21 protein-coding genes are annotated in these 23,264 nt (G+C 46.2%); 6 read left to right on the top strand and 15 right to left on the bottom strand.

Annotated elements, in window-relative coordinates:
- Nucleotides 1-298 precede the first annotated feature (298 nt).
- On the bottom strand, nucleotides 299-1,093 hold the full coding sequence (locus EQU24_RS11370) for a c-type cytochrome (protein ID WP_017839386.1): 795 nt from the start codon (nucleotides 1,091-1,093) through the stop codon (nucleotides 299-301).
- Nucleotides 1,086-1,961: a hybrid sensor histidine kinase/response regulator gene (locus EQU24_RS11375; protein ID WP_138767157.1), complete on the bottom strand. Its 876-nt coding sequence runs from the start codon at nucleotides 1,959-1,961 to the stop codon at nucleotides 1,086-1,088. Before EQU24_RS11375 ends, EQU24_RS11370 begins: the two co-directional genes overlap by 8 nt.
- Nucleotides 1,962-2,080: 119 nt before the next feature.
- Here EQU24_RS11375 and tnpC point away from each other — a divergent pair, with 119 nt between their 5' ends.
- Nucleotides 2,081-3,661, top strand: coding sequence for an IS66 family transposase (gene tnpC / locus EQU24_RS11380; RefSeq protein ID WP_040575330.1), 1,581 nt, complete (start codon nucleotides 2,081-2,083; stop codon nucleotides 3,659-3,661).
- Here the strand turns inward: tnpC and EQU24_RS23285 are convergent.
- A complete protein-coding gene (locus tag EQU24_RS23285) occupies nucleotides 3,595-5,352 on the bottom strand; it encodes an MASE1 domain-containing protein (RefSeq protein WP_138767158.1) in 1,758 nt (585 codons plus the stop codon). The genes tnpC and EQU24_RS23285 overlap by 67 nt on opposite strands.
- A gap of 458 nt (nucleotides 5,353-5,810) precedes the next feature.
- On the opposite strand from EQU24_RS23285, the gene EQU24_RS11390 reads away from it, so the two are divergent.
- Nucleotides 5,811-7,118 (top strand): YhjD/YihY/BrkB family envelope integrity protein, encoded by a 1,308-nt coding sequence (locus tag EQU24_RS11390; protein ID WP_017839384.1) that lies wholly within the window; start codon nucleotides 5,811-5,813, stop codon nucleotides 7,116-7,118.
- A gap of 42 nt (nucleotides 7,119-7,160) precedes the next feature.
- A complete protein-coding gene (locus tag EQU24_RS11395; protein ID WP_083877615.1) occupies nucleotides 7,161-7,475 on the top strand; it encodes a PilZ domain-containing protein in 315 nt (104 codons plus the stop codon).
- Nucleotides 7,476-7,515: 40 nt separating this feature from the next.
- Here the strand turns inward: EQU24_RS11395 and EQU24_RS11400 are convergent, their stop codons facing one another.
- The 8 genes from EQU24_RS11400 to tviB all read right to left on the bottom strand — a co-directional run bounded on the left by EQU24_RS11400 (nucleotide 7,516) and on the right by tviB (nucleotide 17,505).
- Nucleotides 7,516-8,595, bottom strand: coding sequence for a nucleotidyltransferase domain-containing protein (locus EQU24_RS11400; protein ID WP_017839382.1), 1,080 nt, complete (start codon nucleotides 8,593-8,595; stop codon nucleotides 7,516-7,518).
- Between the two features lie 32 nt (nucleotides 8,596-8,627).
- Nucleotides 8,628-9,506: an HprK-related kinase A gene (locus EQU24_RS11405; protein ID WP_017839381.1), complete on the bottom strand. Its 879-nt coding sequence runs from the start codon at nucleotides 9,504-9,506 to the stop codon at nucleotides 8,628-8,630.
- Nucleotides 9,507-9,776: 270 nt separating this feature from the next.
- A complete protein-coding gene (locus tag EQU24_RS11410) occupies nucleotides 9,777-10,475 on the bottom strand; it encodes a hypothetical protein (RefSeq protein ID WP_138767159.1) in 699 nt (232 codons plus the stop codon).
- A gap of 86 nt (nucleotides 10,476-10,561) precedes the next feature.
- Entirely contained in the window at nucleotides 10,562-12,454 is a 1,893-nt protein-coding gene (locus EQU24_RS11415) for an XrtA/PEP-CTERM system amidotransferase (RefSeq protein ID WP_017839379.1), read from the bottom strand.
- A gap of 931 nt (nucleotides 12,455-13,385) precedes the next feature.
- Entirely contained in the window at nucleotides 13,386-14,525 is a 1,140-nt protein-coding gene (locus EQU24_RS11420) for a TIGR03088 family PEP-CTERM/XrtA system glycosyltransferase (protein ID WP_017839378.1), read from the bottom strand.
- A gap of 284 nt (nucleotides 14,526-14,809) precedes the next feature.
- Nucleotides 14,810-15,202 carry a four helix bundle protein gene (locus tag EQU24_RS11425; RefSeq protein ID WP_017839377.1) on the bottom strand — a complete coding sequence of 131 codons (393 nt, stop codon included), beginning with the start codon at nucleotides 15,200-15,202 and terminating at the stop codon, nucleotides 14,810-14,812.
- Nucleotides 15,203-15,222: 20 nt separating this feature from the next.
- Nucleotides 15,223-16,230 (bottom strand): NAD-dependent epimerase, encoded by a 1,008-nt coding sequence (locus EQU24_RS11430; protein WP_017839376.1) that lies wholly within the window; start codon nucleotides 16,228-16,230, stop codon nucleotides 15,223-15,225.
- Nucleotides 16,231-16,233: 3 nt separating this feature from the next.
- A complete protein-coding gene (gene tviB / locus EQU24_RS11435) occupies nucleotides 16,234-17,505 on the bottom strand; it encodes a Vi polysaccharide biosynthesis UDP-N-acetylglucosamine C-6 dehydrogenase TviB (protein WP_017839375.1) in 1,272 nt (423 codons plus the stop codon).
- A 669-nt stretch (nucleotides 17,506-18,174) separates the two neighbouring features.
- On the opposite strand from tviB, the gene EQU24_RS11440 reads away from it, so the two are divergent.
- Nucleotides 18,175-18,549 carry a DUF4870 family protein gene (locus EQU24_RS11440; RefSeq protein ID WP_014148375.1) on the top strand — a complete coding sequence of 125 codons (375 nt, stop codon included), beginning with the start codon at nucleotides 18,175-18,177 and terminating at the stop codon, nucleotides 18,547-18,549.
- A gap of 10 nt (nucleotides 18,550-18,559) precedes the next feature.
- On the opposite strand, the gene EQU24_RS11445 is transcribed toward EQU24_RS11440, so the two are convergent.
- Together EQU24_RS11445 and EQU24_RS11450 are read right to left on the bottom strand one after the other, a co-directional pair.
- Nucleotides 18,560-19,156, bottom strand: a complete 597-nt coding sequence (locus EQU24_RS11445; protein WP_017839374.1) for an NUDIX domain-containing protein — start codon at nucleotides 19,154-19,156, stop codon at nucleotides 18,560-18,562.
- Nucleotides 19,157-19,158: 2 nt separating this feature from the next.
- Nucleotides 19,159-20,265: a PQQ-dependent sugar dehydrogenase gene (locus EQU24_RS11450; RefSeq protein ID WP_017839373.1), complete on the bottom strand. Its 1,107-nt coding sequence runs from the start codon at nucleotides 20,263-20,265 to the stop codon at nucleotides 19,159-19,161.
- Between the two features lie 117 nt (nucleotides 20,266-20,382).
- Between EQU24_RS11450 and htpX the strand changes: the two genes are divergently transcribed.
- Both htpX and EQU24_RS11460 read left to right on the top strand, forming a co-directional pair.
- Nucleotides 20,383-21,258 (top strand): protease HtpX, encoded by an 876-nt coding sequence (gene htpX, locus EQU24_RS11455; RefSeq protein WP_014148372.1) that lies wholly within the window; start codon nucleotides 20,383-20,385, stop codon nucleotides 21,256-21,258.
- A 45-nt stretch (nucleotides 21,259-21,303) separates the two neighbouring features.
- The gene (locus EQU24_RS11460) at nucleotides 21,304-21,534 is read left to right on the top strand and encodes a DUF2835 domain-containing protein (protein ID WP_017839372.1); all 231 of its coding nucleotides are present in this window, start codon (nucleotides 21,304-21,306) and stop codon (nucleotides 21,532-21,534) included.
- A 264-nt stretch (nucleotides 21,535-21,798) separates the two neighbouring features.
- Here the strand turns inward: EQU24_RS11460 and EQU24_RS11465 are convergent, their stop codons facing one another.
- Nucleotides 21,799-22,647, bottom strand: coding sequence for a formate dehydrogenase accessory sulfurtransferase FdhD (locus EQU24_RS11465; protein ID WP_017839371.1), 849 nt, complete (start codon nucleotides 22,645-22,647; stop codon nucleotides 21,799-21,801).
- Nucleotides 22,640-23,236, bottom strand: coding sequence for a molybdenum cofactor guanylyltransferase MobA (gene mobA / locus EQU24_RS11470; protein ID WP_017839370.1), 597 nt, complete (start codon nucleotides 23,234-23,236; stop codon nucleotides 22,640-22,642). The genes EQU24_RS11465 and mobA overlap by 8 nt, the downstream gene beginning before the upstream one ends.
- Nucleotides 23,237-23,264: the final 28 nt, after the last annotated feature.

Here is a 23,264-nt window from a genome sequence, read left to right on the forward strand (position 1 = left end):
GCCGAGGAGCAATAATCGACCGGACACCCAGGCGCCTCCTCAGGCACTGCCGAATTTTGAAGTGCGAAAGGTATAAACCATAATCAATGATTTTTTGTAACTATTCAGCGCATGCGGTAGGTTGGTGTCAGGCATTGATTTCTAAGGACGCGTGGATACATCCCTGTAAGCTCTGACTGCAACGTCCTGTTGCAGACAGCCTTATAAATCAATGCCTGACACCTTCTCATACATGACTTATGCTGAATAATTACGATTTTTTATCATGAATCTCATGGTGAATAGACTTGGCTGTGACTCATTTTGTACCGGCTTTTTCATTTTTCATATGTTTTAGATAATTGACAATCGCCTCCGCTTTTTGCCGATCAAGAATCTTTTCAAAAGACGGCATTTTAGTACCCGATCGGTAAGCTGGGGCGTTAAGAATAAAACCGGCCAACTCCGCCTCGATAAAATATTCGGTAATGTTTTTCGGAATATTGAGTTCCGGCCCGACTTGACCGCCGGACAAATTAACCGAATGACAACGAATACAATAAGTCGAAAACAAATTAAAACCGGTACGAATAGCATCTGTTTTTTTGGCCGGCGCCGCCGCGCCGAAATAAGTCGATGCCGGTTGCAGCGAAATCGATGCCAATTGGAACGGCCATGGATAGCGCCATTTGTCTAGCCCTTGCGTAGGCCAAACTAAATAAAACGGCGCCGGCGTTGTGGTTTCTTTTCCGAATTTGAAAGTCAGCCATTTTTGCCCCGAAGGCGCTTCGGTATCGCGAAACGCAATATAGCCATGCTCCGACATTGCGTCCGCCAACGCCATAGAAACGCTGTAACCATCTTTGGCAACAAACACGACCACACTATCTTTAGCTGCTAAATCGGTTTTAGAAAACTGACTCAAAACTTGCGCTAATGGAATCGCTTCGTATTCTTTAGCGGTTTTATAAACCGGATCTTTCTCGATTTGAATGCGCTTTGCCGCACTAAGGTCGATGCCGGCAAGCTCGATTGTCGGCCACTCATCCGCAGATACCGAATGCGATATAAAAATTGTGATCAGTAAAAATAAAAAAAACTTTAAGCTAGTCATAATCGAAACAGTGGATTAGTTGGTTTAATTGTTTGGTATCGATAGGCTTCGTTAGATAATGATCGAAACCGGCATCGAGCGCTTCTCTAATTGTTTGTCGATCGGCATAAGCACTAATTGCGATCAATTGAATATCATTGTTTTCTTGTCTGAGCAATCTTACCAGTTCGATTCCGTTCATAACAGGCATATTCAGATCAATAAAAGCGACTTTGTAATGATATTTGTGGATCATATTCAAGGCGTCGACTCCGTTGTCTACGCAGTCGACTGCACAATCTTGCTTCAACAATAACTGTTTCAGCAGTATTAAATTAATTTCATTATCATCCGCAATTAAAATCTGTAATTTACCGAAATGCTTATTGTAAGGAATAACTAAACCGGAAGTTTTAGAGGCTTTTGTAGAATCGGTTTTCAGCGGTAAATTCACTGTAAAAACACTACCGCTCCCCTGCTCGCTTTGCACCGAAATACTGCCTTGCATGAGCTTGATCAACTCCTTGCATATAGCCAAACCAATGCCAATACCTTCCTTGTAAAGCCCCTTTCCTCTTAATTGAATAAAAGGGGAAAAAATCAAGTTGAGATGCTCGTTAGCTATGCCGCATCCGGTATCCGCTACCGTAATAATCAACTGGTCGTTTTGATAATCCGTCGTTAATGTAACGCGTCCGCGATCGGTGTATTTAATTGCGTTATCCAATAAATTAGCAATTATTTGACGCAAGCGTTTTTGATCGCCATGAAGAAATTGCGGCAAACTATGCTGATTATGAACAAACGCTAATTGTTTATCAGCGGCCTTTAACCTAAATAATTCGACAATATCATTGATTAAACTTACAAGATCAAAGCGTTCTACCACAAACTTAGTTTTATTATTCTCAATCGCGGCAATATCAAGAATATCGTTAATTGTAATCGTTTAGCCCCCCATCACTAAAAAAGTAGCATCTCCCGTTAAAACATGAAAAGCTATAGGACATGACGTTGAGCGACCGAGACCTTAGCCAAATGGACACGGACTATCTGGATGATTTGCCGGAGGGTGAGTTGCGTCCATTGAGTAAGCAACTGTTGGCGGATCTCAAAGAAGCCCGAGAACGACTCAAACAATCCCCGGATACGAGTTCGCGTCCGCCGTCATCCCGGGAGCCTTGGCAATCGAATCAATCCAGCGCCGAACCGTCGGAAGAAGCGCCGGCAACGGACGACTTGTCGGCACTGGATTCGTCTGAGTCTTCGTCAGATGACTTACCTAGCCAGGACTCGGCAACACCTCCGGCGGCGACCGGTGATAGCGGAAAGCCTAAAAAAGCCGGGCGCCAAGTCGGTAGCCCAGGCTATAGCCGCAACCTGACCTTACCGGTGACACGGACAATTGAGCATCGCCCGGATTGCTGCGCCGCGTGTAGGCAATCGTTTGCCGACAACACCGACTACCGACCCTGGAACGCCCGGTTCGAACTGGAGCTTGAAATCGGCAACGCCGAATCGCCGAAATTACAAATCGAACATAGCCGACATGACTACTTCTCGGCGACCTGTCCCTGCGGTCATCAAACCCGCGCCGAGCCCGGGCGAGGCGCCGACGAAGATGGCTGGAGCGTAGCCCTGAGCGAATGGCATCTGTGCGGCCCTCGGTTGGTTAGCTTTTTGGTTTATCTCTCATTGTCCCTACGGGCATCGCGCAGCAGAATCCAAGCCTATTTGCGCGATTGGCTGGGAATCTACCTCAGCACCAGCACCATCAATCAATGCATTCATGAAGCGGGACGTGCCGTTGCGCCGGTCGTCGACGAGCAGTTGATCGCGGAACTCAAGGCCGCCGGCCTCTTACATATCGATGAAACACCCTGGAAAGAAGCCGGGCAGTTATTTTGGCTCTGGGTCTTTGTCAGCGCACAGACGGTGATTTATCAAGTGGGCAAACGCCATCGTCTCGTCGTGAACCAGCTCTTAGGGGAAGCGTTTTGCGGCTTACTGATGACCGACGGCTACAGCGTCTATCGCATCTTTCCTAGGCGCTTGCGCTGTTGGGCGCACTTGGTGCGCAAGGCCCGAGCACTGTATCAGTGCCTGGATAGCGAAGGACAAGCTTTCGGCGAAGCCTTGTTATTGGCCATGATCCTGTTGATGCGCAACATCCACCGACTCCGCGAATCGCCGCCGGATGCCGAATCCTTATGGGCGCAGAATCAACAGTTGCTGACCTTGCTGCGCTCGCTCTGCGAGACGCACCGAGACATCGCGCATGTTGACAGCCGACAATTAGCCGGCGAATTTCTCAACGATTGGGAGGCCATCGTGCGCGTGGTCGAAACGCCGGCGCATCCATTGACCAACAACGTGGCGGAACGCAGTTTGCGGCACTGGGTATTGCTGCGCAAAATCACCTTCGGTTCGCGGACGGCACAAGGCAGTCGCGTGGTTGCCTTGCTGGCGAGCGTGATTGATACCGCGCGTTTGAGAGACCTGAATCCTTGGGAGTTTATTGCTCAAACACTGGCCGAACGCCGTAAAAACCAACCCGTCCCTCGTTTGCCTATGCCGGTTTTGGCGTGATAGGAACAGGGGGGGGCTAAACGATTACCGTTAATTAGCGTTAATAAGTCCTCGCTACAATGACTGATGATATTGATTTGCTGCTTTTGTGCTTTAGGAATTTCCGGCGATTTTTGCAATAATTGTGCGAAACCCATGATACCGTTCAACGGTGTGCGCAGCTCATGACTAATTTTTGCCAAAAACTGATTCTTCGCTTCATTCGCGGTTTCAGCCGCCTGTTTGGCACTCAACAATTCCGCAGTCCTTTCACTGACGACCAATTCTGTTTTGACATGCCGACCGGTTAGCATTAACAACCCGGCACCAAGCAAACTGGTAAATAACAGACCGCTTATCAAAAACCACCACATCGGCCAATGAAAATGGGCGTAAATCGAGCTATGGTCTTGATAAAAATAAAACTGCCATTCTTGATTGCCTAATAACAACGAATATTTACGAAAATTATTATGCAAATGATCCTTGGTATTACTGTAAATAATGCTATAACCGGATTCGGAATCGGAACCGGTTATAGCAAGGTAAACGCCTCTTGTATTAAGCCCCTTAAATGTCTGTCGAATCATGCTTTCGGTAGAAACCGTACTTGCTAAGATGCCTATAGGAGTTTGCGGGGTTTCCTTCTTTGACCGATAAATCGGTAACAGGAAATGAATATGTCCCTTAGCGGGCTCAATAATTGCTTTTACCAATGAATCGAAACTTTGAACACGAGCAAATTGATCAAGCCGCCGTTCCGATAATTCGAGCGCCACCGAAATTGACTCATCTCGATGCTCGCTATAGACTGGAAGCAATTTTAAGCGTGTCTTCTCTTTTATGCGGTAACGCTGCCAGCTGATCGATTGTATTTCAGGAAATTCATCAAAACCATGCCGAGCCGCCAATTTAAAATCATTAGGCCCAACAGCATTGTCGCCGATAAAAAGATTGCCGGTTGCATAAACAATATGCTGATGCTGCTTGATTCGATGCTTAAGCGCCTCGGCTAACATTAGCGATTGATTTTCGAAATCTAGATCGTGCTGTTTACGATCGAGTTTTTGCACATAAAAGAAAAAACCGATAATCAGCATAAAACTTAACAATAAAGGAATTCCGACAGGAAAAAAGCGTTTACGCCAAACCGACTTAGGGTTGGCAAAAACAATCAGTAGCAATGGCGTAAACACAAAAACGCCGATACTGTCTCCAACCCATTTGATAAACCAATTGATGGGGATTTCCGAAGGCCCGAGGACTCCGCTCAGCGTGAGCGCTGCAATATCCAATGTTGCAGGAATCGAACAGCTAACCGGCCCACCGAATAACAAAAAAAGAATGATATGCTTATCTTCCAGCAAAACGCTGGGAAACCCGACAATACGACCGATTAAATAACGACCGGTTAAAGCGCTAACCGAAGCGCCGCTTGCCGAGATTAAGGAAACGGCCAACATATTGTCGTCGAAACCGAATGTCTGAGCGGAAATAAAAAAATTGCCGATAAAGATTCCTGGCCAAACCCGGTAACCTAAAAGTAAAAGCAATCCTAGCGCAATGCCTGCGGAAGGCCAAACCGCGCTTGCTGTACTGGGAGGTAGAGCCAATTCGAGGCCGAGTAGTCCAAATACAAAATAGAGGAGTCCAACCGGTATAATCAGCGAAACGGATTGGCCTAAATCGGCAAGAGATAATCGTAATCTCATTTTTTGTTTACAGGACTTGATTTTTTTGTGTTTAATTAAAAAAAGTATTACGACTCGGGCCTAACAATTCACGGCGTCTTTTGTAATATGGTACCTAAAAAGCGTTGTAACTATCCATTCCCCTGGCAATTATCGTTCCCACGCTCTGCGTCACTGCCATTAAGTTAAGCCGTTCGTGGTGAGCCTGTCGAACCATGGACGGCTTAACTTATCGACCCAGGATTTTTCCATTCACCCTTCGACAGGCTCAGGGCGAACGGAAAAATCCTTAACTTAATGGCAATGACGCTCTGCGTGGAAACAATAGGGGGAGATGAATAATTACAAAGGGTTAGATAGTTATAGCTTCGACCGCGAAAAATGTAAGCGTTAATGTAAGGATTCAATTAAGGATTTCGTCTAACGAATATCGTTGCTCTTTTAATTTTAACTCATATCATAAATACCCCCCTAATCCATTGAACATCATCAAATTTATTAACGAAGACGTCTGGAGAATTCAAGAGCAGTCATTGAATCGCTATGAAGCATACGGATTGCATGCCTTGAAAATCATATTGTTATCTTCAAAAGGCTTCATTCGTGACCTTTGTATACTCCGTTCCTCGGCTTTGGCTCTTTATACGCTATTAACGATCGTACCTGTTTTTGCAATGCTGTTCGGCGTCGCCAAGGGCTTTGGTTTTGAACGAATTCTAAAAGAAAAATTACTGGAGCAAGTCCCGGAACACGATACGATGATCGTGCAAATAATCGGTTTTGCCGAAAATATGCTGGAAACTGCCCAAGGCGGCGTCGTAGCGGGGATTGGGGTAATTTTTTTGTTTTTTACGGTGATCAAGGTTATCGTCTTCATTGAAGAATCCTTCAATGCAATCTGGAAAATCGACAGCGGTCGTCCGCTGAACCGTAAACTCAGCGATTATTTGTCCTTGATGTTTCTCGCTCCGATTTTACTCATCATTTCCAGTGGCATTACGGTTTTTTTGAAAACCCATCTTGCTTGGTTACTGGGCGTCATGCATTTACCCGATTTCGGCGCCAATCTGGTGTTGCAGCTATTAGGTCTGTCTCCATTGGTTATCATGTCGGCGTTATTATCGTTCATATATATTTATATTCCGAATCATAAAGTCAAATTAAAACCCGGATTAATCGCAGGCATTTTGGCCGCTATTGCCTATCAGACTTTTCAATGGGCCTATCTCACCTTGCAATTCGGCGTCTCGGAATATAACGCGATATATGGCAGTTTTGCGGCCTTGCCGCTATTTATCCTATCGTTACAGATCGGCTGGATGATTGTACTGTTCGGCTGCGAAATCGCTTTTTATATACAAAACTTTACCGAGTTCAAGGAAGATCAAAAATACAGCGAGCCGAGCATTGTGATACAAAAGGCCTCAGCATTAAAAATGATGCAATTGATAGTTCATGCATTTACCGAAGAAGCGCCGCCTTTGACAGAAGGCGAAATCAGTAAGCGACTCAGGCTTCCGATTTCAGTTGTTAGTACTGTTTTAAAGAAGTTGAAAAATGGCGGTATCATTATTGAGCTAAACCGGGAGGAAGACGACGAGACGGTATTCCTACCCGCGGTCGACAGTCGCCGGCTTGATGTAGCCCGTGTCATCAAAACGCTAGAACAATATGGTCAGCACAAACTACCGGACATTCAAGGTATCGAAGATTGCTTAAAGTTGATCGAGGAATCCGAAAAGTTGCTTGAATCCAGTCAAATCAATACATTAGTCAAGGATATTTAAGTAGTAAAAACGTTTTCCTGGCAATCTTGTCGTCTTTTGACTATGATTTTTCCAAAACCCATCACTACACTGCTAGGAAGTAAAGCCTTGTCTACATCCAACGATAAGAGAATTCATCCACGATTAATCCATCGGGCCCCCGTACTGGTCGTTATTCCCGCTTCAGGCAAAACCGAACGATTACAAATGCAGGACTTTTCATCCGGAGGGGTATTTATCAATTGTCTGAACGATACATTGCCGCAAATCGGCGACGAAATACAAATTCAAACCTTGGAAATCGAAGATGCTCCGGTTTTAGACGTCAAAGTCGTAAGAGTGATACCTCAAAAAGGCTTTGCGGTTGAGTTTATGTGAAGTCGGACCTGACAACTTTTTGAATCCGACCAGATAAGGATTAGTGATTATCCTTACCGGTCAAGCGCATCCAGCTTTTTCGAAGCAAATGAGGAATCAGTAAATGCACCGGCATTCTGAGCCAATGGGAACGGATGTAAAGCAGCCAACGCGCGAGTCCGGTCCAACGGTCCGAACAACTGGGGTGGTCCGGCATCAAGGCGTGTAGAAAAAGAAAATCCATGATCTTTTGTCTTAAACCGTTCGGACGCCATTGTACTGACCTATCAAGCACGTGCTTAGGAATAGGCGTTTTAAGTATAATTGACGTATAACGAAGCGCATAATACAGAGGGATTTGTTGATTAAGTTCAACAGCTCGAAATAGCAAGTTATCCCAAAAATTTTCTTTAATAGAAAACTCTTTTATTAGTAAATCCAAATCCGATAGATCTCTAAAACCATGCTCTAGCTCACCTTCGTGAAACAAATGGGACGCACTATGAATTACACGGTCTTCAGTCGCTAATATCCAACTGCCCTGCTCAGGAATCTTTATTGCACATTCCAACAGTTTTTTAACATCTGGACAAAAAAAACAAGTTTTAGGCAATATATTATGATGAACGTCAATTGACGTTTGTCTTTGCACATGACGCATAGGCGGAATCTCATGCATCCATTTACGATAGTAACGCTGATCATAAGCATCAATATCATCAAATTTCCAACCGGCATAGATTAGCGCTCTTTCTACATCAAGCAATTTCTCTTCGGGCACCAAAATATCAACATCAGAAAAAAAACGACCTAATGCTGCATCGTTATCCCCAACAATATAAGCCGTGCCTTTCAAAAAAATTAAAGGCAAATCCAACCTGCATAAGGCTTTTTTAATACATTTTATTTCCCAATTCAAGGAAGTTCGCATATTTTCCGCGCAAATCATCGAGGATTCAATATGCTTTAGCGCGCAACTAGGAATACCTTCTACTGAATTTCGCTTAAATAAAAATCCTAATCTTGCCAATAAACCTGCTCTACGTGCCTGTCTAATTAATAAATCCCAGTCGGATAACGTATAATTTAAAACAGTTTTTGGTTCCCTTAATACTAAAGCAAGAAGCGGCAAGTTTTTCATTGAAATTTAAATAGAAAAAGTAAAAGCATGTATTATTCAAGTAACTGGTCGAATAACACTACTGCTTCATCTAAATTACTATATATAAAATTATAGCAGTCGGATCGATCCACCAACTGGCATAAATTACTGAAACCATATCCGCCTAACATATTATAGTTAAAAGAGTTTTTAATTAATTCCAATACCGTTTTCCCTTTCGGAAAAGATTGTAGGAGGGTCTGGCTATGCTCTTGATATTGAGGAAAAACAATCCACTTACTGAAAGCTTTTTTATTTGCCAAAAACACGCTAGCGCTATTCGGTTTCATGTGAGCAATAATTCCTTTAGCCGTATCATGAAAACAAGGACCAAAAACGGCTTCAGGAACAAACTCTTGAATTAAATCAATCGATCGATTTTTCAAACTGACAGGACGAACAAATGGCACTAACTCATTTGTCTTTAAATCAATAATAGCCATTTCATCAGAAAAAAGCCGCCAACCGTTCCCGACCATAGCCGCACATAAAGTACTTTTACCGGCTCCAGGTTTACCGCACAATATCAAAGCATGACCGTTCTTTTCAACAACTGCAGCATGAAGTAGCAGATAATAATGAATATGACTTGCCACTATCCAATTTAATCCCCACTCAAAAAAAGGATAGGCCTGAGACAAAGGAAGAGGTTTAAACGGTGTTTTACCATCTATATAGCATTGAGCCTGACTATAACCTCGAAAAAAACCACCCTTCTCTATTTTTATATAAAAATCCACGAAAACCGAATCATCATAGATAAAATAGTTATAGTCACTATATAGTGCCTTAATCGTATCGATAACCGCAGGCAAAGATGTTTCGATGCAAACTTTAAAAGGCTTAATCTCAAGAAGAATGGCTTCCGATTTCACGCGGCTGCTTAACACGAGTTGTCCGAATTGTCGTTGCAGATAAATCCAAGCTCAAATAACTGTTTTAATGAGCGGTGAATAAAATCAACACAGTCATCATCGCTTCGATCTAAGAATAATTCATCAAATAGGTCGGGTACAGTCATCGGTCGCAATGAAAGACAATGCAACATATCATAAACGGTTGAACTTATTACCGCAGTCTCACTGGTAAGCGGAGCGTAGGCCAAAAAATCATCGCCTAATTTATAAGTTAAAACACCTGAATACAAAAACCATTTCACCTTACAACTGGATTCCTAATATATCGGCTACTTCAGCTACAGTAAGATCCTTATCTTGTATTAATTGCAAATTACTAAAAAGCAGCCATTGCCCCCAATCGTTTACTATTTGCTCTACGGTATAGGGAAAAATTAATACAGGAGAAATCGCATTCAAATATGCCGCAATATAATGCAAAACTTTAGCTCTTTTAGGGTTTTCAATATCGATCTCGATATAAACCTTCTCATTTTCCTCATTAAGAGTTCCTTGCTCAAATACTACATCATCATGCGCAGCATCCAAAAGGTCTTTTAAAGTTGGATTATCATTAGCGCTACTGCTATTTTCGCTTTTCTTTTTCTTTTTATTATTAATAGTGACTATCTTGGCTCGCCATGGATAGAATATGCTATTGAAAGAGGCGTCGGTTACACCATAGACCGCCTCCCATCTGCTTACAGGTTGCCCCTGATAAAACCCAGGCGATCTTGAGCTAAGCCTATTAGGCCCACAACTCGTTGATCCATTTGGTGATGTATTTCCTGAAAGTGCCTGAGTAAATGAACAATTATCACCAATTGTTTGCGCCCATGCCGGTCTACTCATATAGCTCATAATCACAGGAGTCGTCATACCGGCTTTCGTAAACGACCGTCTCTTCTTGTCGACCGGAGGCGTTGGTTTTATTTCCTTCGTTGATTGATTTTCTGGATTCATTTGGAAGCCTCGCTCAAAAAATTTAAATTGTTGAAACATTAACAACAAGAACCGCTTTTGTCCATTGCACATTAGTACAATGTGTCTTATGAGGTTTCATTACGAAAAAACGCCTCAAACATTAATAAAGACCAAATCGATGTGCTGTAATCCCTGATTCCGCTTTGATGCTGGTCGACGATCTTTTTGACAAACGCCTGATCGAAATAGCCGCTGTCGCGCATCGTCTCGCCCAATAACGATTCTCGCACGCGATCTTGCAGCGGACCTCTAAACCAACTTGCCAAAGGTACCGCAAAACCCATTTTCGACCGATACAAAATATCGTCCGGCAAATAGTTTTCTAAAGATTTTTTGAAAATATATTTGCCTTCGCGACCTTTCAGTTTCAAATCCGGTTGAAGACCAGCAAACCACTCGACCAGCTTATGATCGAGTAGCGGCACGCGGACTTCGAGCGCGTGGGCCATGCTGGCGCGATCGACTTTGGTCAGAATATCGCCCGGCAAGTAGGTTTTGATATCGAGATATTGTACTAGCGACTGAGCGTCATAGCTAGCAGCATTTTTGGCATGCCGCCTGAATACCTCGACCGCTTGATAGCCTTGCAATTCTTGTTTTAAGTTTTGGCTAAACAGTGCGTTACGAATTTCGTTCGAATTTACCGAAACGCTGTGAAAATAGCCTTCGAGCGAATCGCGCGCGATCGATTCGAACGTCGATTTGGCCCTGAAGATTTTCGGCGCCCAATCGGCTTTCGGATAGGTTCTCCCTAAAAAGCCGAACAATGGTTTGCGCAATCCATCGGGCAGAATTTGCCTCATCCTGTCTTCGTAGGTATGCCAGCGGTAGCGCCGATAACCGGCCAGATTTTCGTCGCCGCCGTCGCCCGAAAGCACCACGGTCACTTGCTTCTTCGCCAGTTCGCAGACGCGGTAAGTCGGTAGCGCGGAACTGTCGGCATAGGGTTCGTCGTAAAGTCCGGCCAGACGATCGATCAAATGAAAATCGTCCGGATCGACTTGTTCGACGCGGTGCGCCGTATGATAGCGTTCGGCAACTAACTGCGCATATTTCGATTCGTTAAAGGCCGGATCGCCGAACGAGATCGAGCAAGTATTGACCGGCTGTTCGGAAAGCCCGGCCATCATTGCGACGACGCCGCTTGAATCGACTCCGCCCGACAAAAAAGCGCCGAGCGGCACATCGGCAACCATTCTAATGTCGACTGCTTCGCGAAAACGTTCGATCAGTTCTTCGGCGGTTTCCTGTTCGCTCTTGACTTGCCTTACGCCGAACTCGACATTCCAATATTGCACGGGGCGGTATTCTTGTTGACCCCGACGGATCGTCAATTTGAACCCGGGTTCGAGTTTATGAACATTTTTGTAAATCGTTTTCGGATCGGGAATATAACCGAAACCGAAATAGTCTTCGATCGCGGTCGCATCGAGCTCCCTCGGTAATTGCGGATGAACTTTGAGTGCTTTCAGTTCCGAACCGAAAATAAACTGCCCGTTCGACAATTCGGCGTAATACAAAGGTTTTATGCCCAAGCGGTCGCGCGCTAGAAACAACGTTTCTTTCGCCCTATCCCAAATCGCGAATGCAAACATGCCTCGCAAACGGTCGACGCAAGACTCGCCCCATGCCTGCCAACCGATCAATATCACTTCGGTATCGCAATGCGTCTTGAAGGTATAACCCAGTCCTTCGAGTTCTTTACGCAATTCGGGAAAATTATAGACTTCGCCGTTGTAAGTCAATACGACATTGCCGTCTTGACTGTGCATCGGTTGCTGTCCGCTCGAAAGATCGATGATCGACAAGCGCCTATGGCCGAATCCCAAACCGGGTTCGGTATGCAAGCCGCCTTCATCAGGCCCCCGATGAAATTGCACCTCGTTCATGCGACCGAGTAACTCGCGGTCGATTTCGCGTTTTTCCTTTAGATCAAATATACCGACGATTCCACACATGATTTTTCCTGGAAAATAAAAATTCTTGAATTGAGCTTGTGACTAGGGTGTCGAAATTTACCGATTTCCAAGTCGGATAGAATGACTGCTTTATGGATTTTGAGAAAACAACGCCTATGATCATCAACAAATTCGTAACGATTCAGTCCCCCGGCAATTATCGTTCCCATGCTTTGCGTGGGAATGCTTGAGTACCGCTCCAGCGGTACGAGACGCTAGAGCGTCTCGGGCTGCATTCCCACGCTGGAGCGTGGGAACGATAGCGGGATGTGAATAATTACACAAATTCCAAGATATACCTTTCGCACTTCAAATTTCGGCAGTGCCTAAGGAGGCGCCGGTGTGCTCGGTCGATTTTTGCTCCTCGGCAATTGCTCCTGCATTGCCCTAATACACGCCATCCATGGCGTAATGCAAAATCGACATTCACGACATCCATGTCGATCGCAAAGGCTTTGCTAGCATGGATGCTGGCATAGAGCCTACATGGATGTATTCACGGCGTCCTTTGACGGGTCCCCGGTGCCGAATTTTGATCTACGATGAGTATAGCTTGAATGCCGCTGGGTGCGCATCGGGCGCCTTTTCAAAAATATTTTGAGTTTAAAAAGCGGGTACACGGCAATTAGCTAAATGCGGCATTTTTCCAGCAATTCCCAATTTGGAGATCAAAAAGGGTGTGGGTATGCTTGGCGAGGATGTCGGCAGCAGGGCAGATTTTTGCTCCTCGGCAATTGCTCCTGCATTGCCCTACTACACGCCATCCTTGGCGTAATGCAAAATCTGCATTCACGCCATCCTTGGCGTTCGAGCTGCCGCCAAGCCCCCATGGATGGGTTTACGGCGTTCCTCGACAGGCATACCCCACACCCTAAAATCGGCGAAACTGCTCAAACTGGGAATTGCTGGCATTTTTCGACAGCCTAGCTTGTTACTGTAATGAATCGTACACGCTCAGATAATTTTTAACCATCGCATCGATAGAAAAAGCTTGCAAGGCCCGTTCGCGACCTTTGCTGCCGTGCTCGATACATAGCTTCGAATCGCCGATATAGTCGCTTAGCCTACCCGCTAACTCGACCGGATTTTGTTTTTCAACTAAAAATCCGGTCTTGCCGTGTTCGACCAGTTCGGGATTGCCGCCGACACGTGTCGCGATCACCGGCAAGCCGCTCGCCATCGCTTCGAGTATCGTATTCGAAATGCCTTCGGCCTGGGACGGCAAGACGAAAACATCAAAACCGCGCATCAGTTCGGCAACGTCGCTTCGTTCGCCCGGCAGCCAGGCGTGATCGAGCAAATCGTTTTCGTCCAGCAATTGCCTTACTTGCTCACGCAGTGGGCCGTCGCCGATCATGATCAATCCGATCGCATTTTTAGATTCTGGATGTCGCCTCAGCAATTCGACAAATGCTTGCGCCAACGTCATCTGATCCTTGACGCCGTGCATTCGGCCGACCGTACCGATGATCAACCTTTTTTCGGCATCGGGCCACGGACAATCGCCGACAACGACTTTTGGGCGTGCGGGCTGAAAGCGCTCGATATCGACGCCGTTACAGATACGCCGGATTTTCGAATCGGGAATGCCGACTTTTGCGCGCAGATAATTGTCGAGATGACCGGAAAGCGGAATGAAGCGATCGATGATCAGCCCCAGCATGCGCCGCAATAATCGATATTTTTTGTTGCTGCCGTCCGGATCGAACACATCCCAGCCGTGCTCGCCATGCACTCTATGTTTGACACCGGCTAACAGCGCCGGAACCTGATATTCGATCGCGGCGAGATTGCGCGTATGTACGATCGCCGGCTCGATTCGTTTGAGCAAACGATACATTTTCACGAATGACTGCCAGTCTTGCCCTTCCCGTTTGTTCAATTCGTAAATTTCGATGTCTTTCCGCTGCAAGCGATTTTTGAAATCAGTGCTGTTTTTCAGGCAAATGATCGCATGCCGGTAGCGATCGGACGGCATACGATTAATCAAATTCACCAAACCATTCTCCAATCCGCCGACGCCGAGGCTGTAAATGATGTGGGCGATTAGGGGGGGGCTATGTTGCTGCATTTTATTATTGGTGAATGGTGAATGGTGAATGGTGAATGGTGAATGGTGAATGGTGAATGGTGAATGGTGAAAAGGATAGAGCCCTTGTAGTTTCTGTCAATCGAAAATCTTTCAAAAATACAAAAAAATCATTGTTCAGCCAACTGCATTTAAATCCGGTTGAGCTTTTGCCTCGCTCTGAGAAAAAGGGGGATTTGCTCAAATAATCTCCCCTAACCCCTCATTGTCAACGAGAGAACTGAATGCTTACCCAAAAAATCATTCTATTCACTATTTACCATTATCTATTTTCTAAGCTGGTGAAACCTGTAAAGGCCCGACACCAATTTGGCTGTTTTCACCAAAGTGTTTTCAAGTTCTGCACTCGCTTGAGCGAAACCCAAATCAATTGCGATCAAATACTGAGTTTCCAGCTCACTCAACGAACCCTGTGCGATGCTAAGAAAATGTGCAAATTCTTTAGAACCTTTCCTTCCGGCACCCTCCGCAATATTTGAAGGCACAGAAATTGCTGCTCTCCGTATCTGAGACTGCAATCCATATTTCTCTTCAACAGGGAATCCCTTAGACCAAACATAAACCAGCTTAACCAAGCTCATACTAAGCTGCCAAGCCTGTAATTGATAATGCGGTCTAGTATCATCCTTTCCGTTTAAGAAGCGCCCCACCCCATTCATTATTCACTATTCACTATTCACTATTCACCATAATAACTCCCATACCACTCCACAAACCGCGCTATCCCAACTTCAATCGGCGTTCCAGGCTTATAACCGACATCTTGCACCAGCGCTTCGACATCGGCATAGGTGTCGGGGACGTCGCCGGGTTGCAGCGGGAGCAATTCTTTTTCCGCAGTCTTACCGAGGCATTGCTCGAGCACTTCGATATATTTCATCAACTCGACAGGATTTTGATTGCCGATGTTGTAAACCCGCCAAGGGGCACGGCTAGTTCCGGGGTCGGGTTTCGCGCCGGTCCAATCCGGGTTAGGTTGAGCAATATTATCAAGTGTTCGGATCACGCCCTCGACAATGTCGTCGATATAGGTGAAATCGCGGCGATGCTTGCCGTAGTTGAAAACTTGGATTTTTTCGCCGTTCAGAATGGCTTTTGTAAACAAAAACAAGGCCATATCGGGCCGACCCCAAGGTCCGTATACAGTAAAGAATCGTAATCCGGTCGTTGGCAGGTTATAAAGATTGCTATAAGTATGCGCCATCAATTCGTTGGCTTTTTTCGATGCCGCATAAAGACTCAGCGGGTGATCGACATTGTCGTGTACCGAAAACGGCATGCTTTCGTTCGCACCGTATACCGAACTGCTCGAGGCATAGACCAAGTGCTCGACGCCGTAATGCCGGCAGCCTTCCAAAATGTTGATGAAGCCGACGATATTGCTGTCGATGTAGGCATGCGGATTTTCGATCGAATAGCGCACGCCGGCCTGCGCGGCCAAATTGACGACGCGTTCCGGACGATGCTCTTTAAATACCTGTTCAATCCTGTCGCGGTCGGCCAAGTCGGCTCGGATATCGGTATAGCGATTATGATCGAGTATGCGCGCCAACCTTGCTTTTTTCAGATTGACATCGTAATAATCGTTCAGATTGTCGATCCCAATGACTTCGTCGCCTCTTTCGAGCAGCCGCAAAGCCAAATGATTGCCGATAAAACCGGCGGTTCCTGTTACCAGTATTTTCATAAATTACAAACGTGCGTCAGTCAGTTCAGCCGGAAAAACGTATTTCAAATCGTAAATCACCGACTCTTTTTTACCCAGCGCTTTGATTGAAGTGATATCCATTCGCTTAAATTGCTCATGCGCAACGGCCAAGAGGATCGCATCGTAACAGCCGACTTCCGCCTTGTCGATGGTCGTTATGCCGTATTCTTCCATTGCTTCGGCGGGATCGATCCAAGGATCGTAAACATGCACGTTAACGCCGTAACTTTGCAGTTCTTTGACGATATCGACGACACGGGTATTGCGCAAATCAGGGCAATTTTCCTTGAAAGTCAAGCCCATTATCAGCACATCGGAATCTTTGATATGGATGCGTTTTTTCAGCATCAATTTGATTAATTGCGACACGACATATTCGCCCATGCCGTCGTTGATGCGGCGTCCCGACAAGATGACTTCGGGATTGTAACCGATCGCTTGCGCCTTATGAGTCAAGTAGTAGGGATCGACTCCGATGCAATGTCCACCGACCAATCCGGGCCGGAACGGTAAAAAATTCCATTTGGTACCGGCGGCCAACAACACTTCTTCGGTATCGATGCCGAGCTTATTGAAGATGATCGCTAATTCATTGATCAATGCGATATTCAGGTCGCGTTGCGTATTCTCGATAACTTTGGCCGCTTCGGCGACTTTAATACTACTGGCCTTGTGTGTGCCCGCTGTGATGATGCTTTGATAAAGCCGGTCGATGCGGTCGGCGATTTCGGGAGTCGAACCGGAGGTCACTTTGAGAATATTGGTGACTCGGTGTTCTTTGTCGCCGGGATTAATCCGTTCCGGGCTGTAACCGACAAAGAAATCTTGATTGAATGTCAGTCCCGATATTTTTTCCAGAATCGGCACGCAAACTTCCTCGGTCGCACCGGGGTAAACGGTCGATTCGTAAATAACGATATCATTGGGTTTAATCAGCTCGCCTAGCAAGGTGCTGGCTTTTTCCAATGGAGTCAAATCGGGCTGTTTATATTCATTGATCGGTGTTGGCACCGTAACAATGTAAATATTGCAGGTTTTGATTTCCTCGGCCGATGAGGTGTAAGTCAAATGAACGGCTTCTTTTAATTCTTCCTCGTCGACTTCAAGCGTGTGATCGCTCCCGTTTTGCAACTCTTTGATACGCTCTGCATTGATATCGAAACCGATTGTCGGGTATTTCTTCCCGAATTCAACGGCTAAGGGCAGACCGACATAACCGAGACCGATCATTCCCAACTTGACATTTTCTAACATAGATTTTTATTCCTTATGTCTAAAACTCGAATATTAACTATTTTTCTAAAGATTTCGTAACAAATAACTTCGCGATTTATCATCGTTCCTACGCTCTGCGTCACTGCGATTAAGTTAATGGAACCCCATCATTCCGCCATGGACTGGCGGAATCCAGTGCCATGGATAGCAAGCTTTGAGGCACATTCGAGCCTGAATGCCAGCATTACTTATTCTGTGACGGCTTAACTTAATAGTAGTGACGCTCTGCGTGGGAATGCATCCCGAGACGCTCTGCGTCCCCTGTGATCGATAAAACAAGCAAGAGCTAACCAATGCATTTAAAGTCTCTCAATCTACCTAGCCGCCGCAATCGACGCGGAGCGTCTACCCTCTGTGTCAATATACCTGAGACACCGCCCTATGCATTAATTAGGAAAGTTATTTTTACCGTATCCTAAACGGCAAAACGTTACAAAGACGATTCTTAATTTAAGACTCACTTTTCTAATTTTTGATGAAGCTTAGCAGAGCTTAATTTAATTTTAAGCGCGATTTATTACAGTTTCGTAATTTTTTCGACTACTTGAACCAATCGAACCGGCATCCGTTATTCTATTGAATTCGCTAGGGGAACTTACGGCTCATTTATGAACTCATAGTGTTCGACACTATGTAAGGAGATACTTCATGAATAGCAATGAAACCGATAATAATAAAATTAACGCCGAAAAAATGGAAAAGCTTAAAAACCTAACCGGCATCGTCTATTTATGTCAAGTCCTGGCATTCGGTTTTGCAGGCTTGCCTATTTTCATCGGTGTCGCGATTAACTTCATCAAGCGAAACGATGTTCGGGGCACTTGGTTGGAATCCCATTTCGACTGGCAAATCAAAACCGCGTGGGTCGCTGTCGCATTGTTAGCGGCAAGCGGATTGACCTTTGCGATGGGTTTGGGTTGGTTTCTATTGATTTTTGCCGTGTTGTGGTTGGTTTACCGAATAGCATTGGGTTGGCATACCCTATTCGATAATAAGCCGATGGTTCCCAAAAATTTCAAATAAACCGAAACACTCAAGTCCATCGACTTCTGAGTTTATCGCGATTCAATGCCAACCATTGAATCGCGACGATCGGAATGCCCGAGTTAATTTTACCCTGCTCCATGAGCCGAAAAGCCTCATCGAAACTCACGACCGAAACCCGAATATCCTCTTGCTCATGATCCAACCCGTGAATTCCGCCGACACCGGTACTATCGATCCTGCCACAATACAAGCTAAGCCACTCCGACGAACCGCCGGGAGTCGTGTAAAACGCATTGATCGGCAGTAATTCCAGAATCTCGCAGCCCGCTTCCTCGATTGCCTCTCGGTAAGCGACTTCCTCCGGCGATTCGCCCTCTTCGACCGCTCCTGCAACGATTTCCAACAACCAAGGGGCTTCCGGCCTTAAAATCGCACCGACCCTGAATTGTTCGATCAAAACCACAGTATCTTTGACCGGGTCGTATAACAAGACCGCGACACAAGAACCGCGTCTAAATAATTCGCGTTCGATTTCCGGGCTCCAACCACCGGCGAACAAACGATGTTTAAGCCGGTATTTTTCTAGCCGGAAAAAACCGTGATAAACCTCATGCTTATCGAGAACTTCAAAATCCTTATTCATATTTATTTTCGATACTCAACTTTATAAATAACGCCTAAGTTGTCGTCAGAAATCAATAAACTGCCGTCCGGCATTTCCAGGATATCGACCGGGCGCCCCAAAACCTCATCGGACGAAGTCAGCCAACCGGAAATGAAAGAATGTTCGGATACAGGCCGACCATTTTTGAACTTGACCATGGCAATACGATAACCGTGAGGTTGACTCCGGTTCCATGAACCGTGTTGGGCGACGAATAGCTGTTGTTTAAAGCGTTCGGGAAATTGCTCGCCTCGATAAAAATGCATACCCAACGGCGCTTTATGAGCCTTGAATTGCCATGCCGGAGCGACAAATTCCTCGCAGCTTCGTTGCTTGCCGAATTCCGGGTCGGCAATGGTGCCGCCGTGGCAATAAGGAAAGCCGAAGTGCTGACTAGGCTCCGCCCATTGATTCAATTCATCGGGCGGAATATCGTCCCCCATTAGATCGCGGCCGTTTTCGGTAAAAAACAGCGTATTCGTTCCGGGCTGCCAATCGAAACCGACGGTATTTCTTATCCCTTGCGCTAAAATTTCAAGATCGGAACCGTCTGGGTTCAAGCGAATCAATGTTGCATAGATTTCTTTATCCGGCTCGCAAACATTGCAGGGCGCGCCGACCGCGCTATAGAGTTTGCCGTCCGGGCCGAAACGTAAATATTTCCAGCCGTGATGCCGATCGGAAGGTAAACCGTCGAATACCACGACCGGCTTAGGCGGGTTCGCCAAATTGTCGATAATATTGTCGAAACGGATAATCCGGTTAACTTCTGCAACATACAGCGAACCGTTTTGAAACGCCACGCCGTTAGGCATGTATAAATCGGTTGCGATGACATAGCGTTTGTCGGCCTTACCGTCGCCATTAGTGTCCTGAACGGCGTAAACAGCGCCTTGCTGGCGGGTGCCGACAAAAATAACGCCCTTTTCGCCTCGGGCTAACGACCGGGCATTCGCAAGATCCTCGGCAAATAACGAAATGGAAAAACCGACCGGCAACTGTAATTGTTTTAAAACTTCATTGACGCTTGCGGCTTGGATCGGACACGATACAATTAGCGATAGCATTAAAAAGATTTTGGCTTTCATACAGAGGCCTCCTACAAATAAACTTTTCGATATGGTAACACTCTAAAATGCGCTTGAAATAAAAAAATTGTCCCTTATATCGTTATCAACCCTCAATAAACTCAAGGTAATACAATTATGATGCGTATTCTTCTTTTTTTAGCAACCAATGCCGCCATATTGGTCGTTATCAGCGTTATCTTCAATATATTCGGACTCAGCGGGGTATTGGATGCCCAAGGTGTCGATCTCAATCTAAACGCCTTACTGCTAATGTCGGCTATTATCGGTGTCACCGGCTCGGCGATTTCGTTGGCGATATCCAAATGGTCGGCAAAGAGCGCGATGGGCGTGCATGTCATCGAACACCCGCAAAATCAAACCGAAAAATGGTTGGTCGATGTTGTCGCTCGTCAAGCGAGAGCGGCCGGTATCGGCATGCCGGAAGTCGGCATTTTCCAAACACCGGACCCGAATGCATTTGCGACCGGCATGAATAAAAACAACGCCTTGGTTGCAGTCAGCACGGGTTTGTTACAAAGCATGAGCGCCGAAGAAGTTGAAGCGGTTCTCGGCCACGAAATCAGTCACGTTGCCAACGGCGACATGGTCACGATGGCCCTGATGCAAGGCGTGGTTAATACCTTCGTGTATTTTTTCGCGACGGTGATCGGCCATACGGTCGACCGAGTCGTGTTCAAAACCGAACGCGGTTACGGTCCGGCTTATTACATCACGCAGATAGTCATGCAAATAGTCTTGTCGATGCTTGCATCGATGCTGGTCATGTGGTTCTCGCGTTACCGCGAATACCGTGCCGATGCCGGCGGAGCTAAATTGGCCGGGCGCGACAAGATGATCAATGCGCTACGGGCCTTACAACGGGCGCATGAACCCGAAGAACTGCCGGGACAATTGGCCGCATTCGGTATTCACGGCAGCCGCATGCACCGTTTGTTCATGAGCCATCCGCCTTTGGAAGAGCGTATAGCCGCATTGCAAAATAGCCGTTAACCCGCAACAGACCACCGGGCCAGCCTGCTGGCCCGGTACTTTTCGATGAACCAATCAATTTTCATACGCTTCAGGCTCAACCTGAGCTACGATCAATACCTCGGTGTCTATCAAGGCCTGGCCAAAACCATATCGGTCATCGCCGACGACGGACGACGCATTCAATTTCCTGCCGGCAACATCCAGTCTTTTTTGACCCGACAAGGTATTCATGGATATTTCGAAATGGAACTGACGCCGCAAAACAAATTCGTCGGGATCAAAAAGCTGAGTTGAACGCAGTCAATCATGACGCAAGAATCAGACTGATGTAACGATTTAGTACTTGGTGGGCCGGATTTTTCCTTGGCAGAACGGAGTTTGTAACTCCGTCCTGAACGTTTCGACCGTGGCCAAAATCTAATCAAAGCCGCTCGAGGCAAGTTAAATAACCCGCCCCGCCTGAAAAGTTTCAACATTTGAACATTTTCGTGGACAAAATGTTTTCTTGGGTTCAAATCATAAGTCCGCTTTGGATCATCCCTGCTCGATTCGAATAAATCAACCCTCTTCGAAACTTCTCCGACGTTCGGGTATCGCGTCGAACTCGATATGCTCGCTGCCGTTCAACACCAAAAAGTGTTTGCCTTTTGCCCTCGATATCATCGTAACGCCGGCTTGCCTGGCCATTTCGAGGCCCATTTGGGTCGCTCCGGAACGCGACAATAATATCGGTATGCCCATTTGAGTGACTTTAATCACCATTTCCGAGGTTAAGCGTCCGGTCGTGTAAAAAATTTTGTCGGCACCGGATAAATCATTCAGCCACATCAAACCGGCAATCGCATCGACCGCATTGTGCCGCCCGACGTCTTCGACGAAAAAATCGATCCGCTCGCCGGTACATAACGCACAACCGTGGACCGCACCGGCTTTTTTATAAACTTCGTTATAATTTTTTAACGCATCGAGCATTGCGTAAAGCATCGATTGTTTGATCGACACATCCGGCACTCGGATTTGCTTGAGTTTTTCCATCAATCGGCCGAATACCGTACCTTGCCCGCAACCGGTCGTCACCGTTCGCTGTGCCATACGTTCGGAAAAGTCGCTGCCGCCTTGCCGGGTTACGACCGCGACCGCCTCGGTTTCCCAGTCGACCTGAACAACTTTAATGTCAGCGATATCCTCGAAAAATCCCTGATTTTTTAAATACCCGAGCGTCAATAATTCGGGATGCGCGCCAATAGTCATCAAGGTTACGATTTCTTGCTTGTCCACATAAATGGTCAAGGCTCTTTCACCGACTAATTCGATAGCTTGAGCTTCTCCTCGTTCATCGATCGCGACGGACGGCAGTGAAAAACCCAATCCGGCATTGGTCATATCAGGCCTATAGAGATTACTCATTGCCCTGCCCCTCCAACGCGGACAATTCGCCTAAAGTATTCACGTTGACAAAAACCTCGGGGGCGTCGCTAAAATCGACCTGAGTCATTCGATGTTTCATCAACCAACGGTCGATCTTACGCTCGCCGCTGCCCAAATAATCTATCAAGCTGGATTCGAGCGTTGTCTTGATGGCCAAAAACACGGGATGTAAGCGCTCGCCATCGAACGCAACCGCCACATCGATTTCGGGATTTAGACCGGCTTTTAACAATCGTTGCAAATGATCGGTCTTAATCAACGGCGAATCGCAAGGCATTACCAGCACTATTCCGGCATCGGCATGCGCCATCGCGGAAAGAATACCGGCCAAGGGTCCTTCGAAATTACCGTTTTGATCGGAAACGACCGGCAAGCCGAATTTACTATAGGCGTCGAGATTACGATTGGCATTGATAATGACTTGGTCGACCAGCGGCTTAATTGAATCGATCGCATAGGAGACCATTGGCCTCCGATGAAACAGCACCAAACCTTTGTCTTGATTGTTCATGCGTCGGGCCAGTCCGCCGGCCAAAATAACGCCGGTCACTTTTGTTGGATTGCTCATAATGTTAAGCTGTTAGTAGCGAATGGGA

The sequence above is a fragment of the Methylotuvimicrobium buryatense genome, assembly GCF_005931095.1.
Lineage (GTDB): Bacteria > Pseudomonadota > Gammaproteobacteria > Methylococcales > Methylomonadaceae > Methylotuvimicrobium > Methylotuvimicrobium buryatense.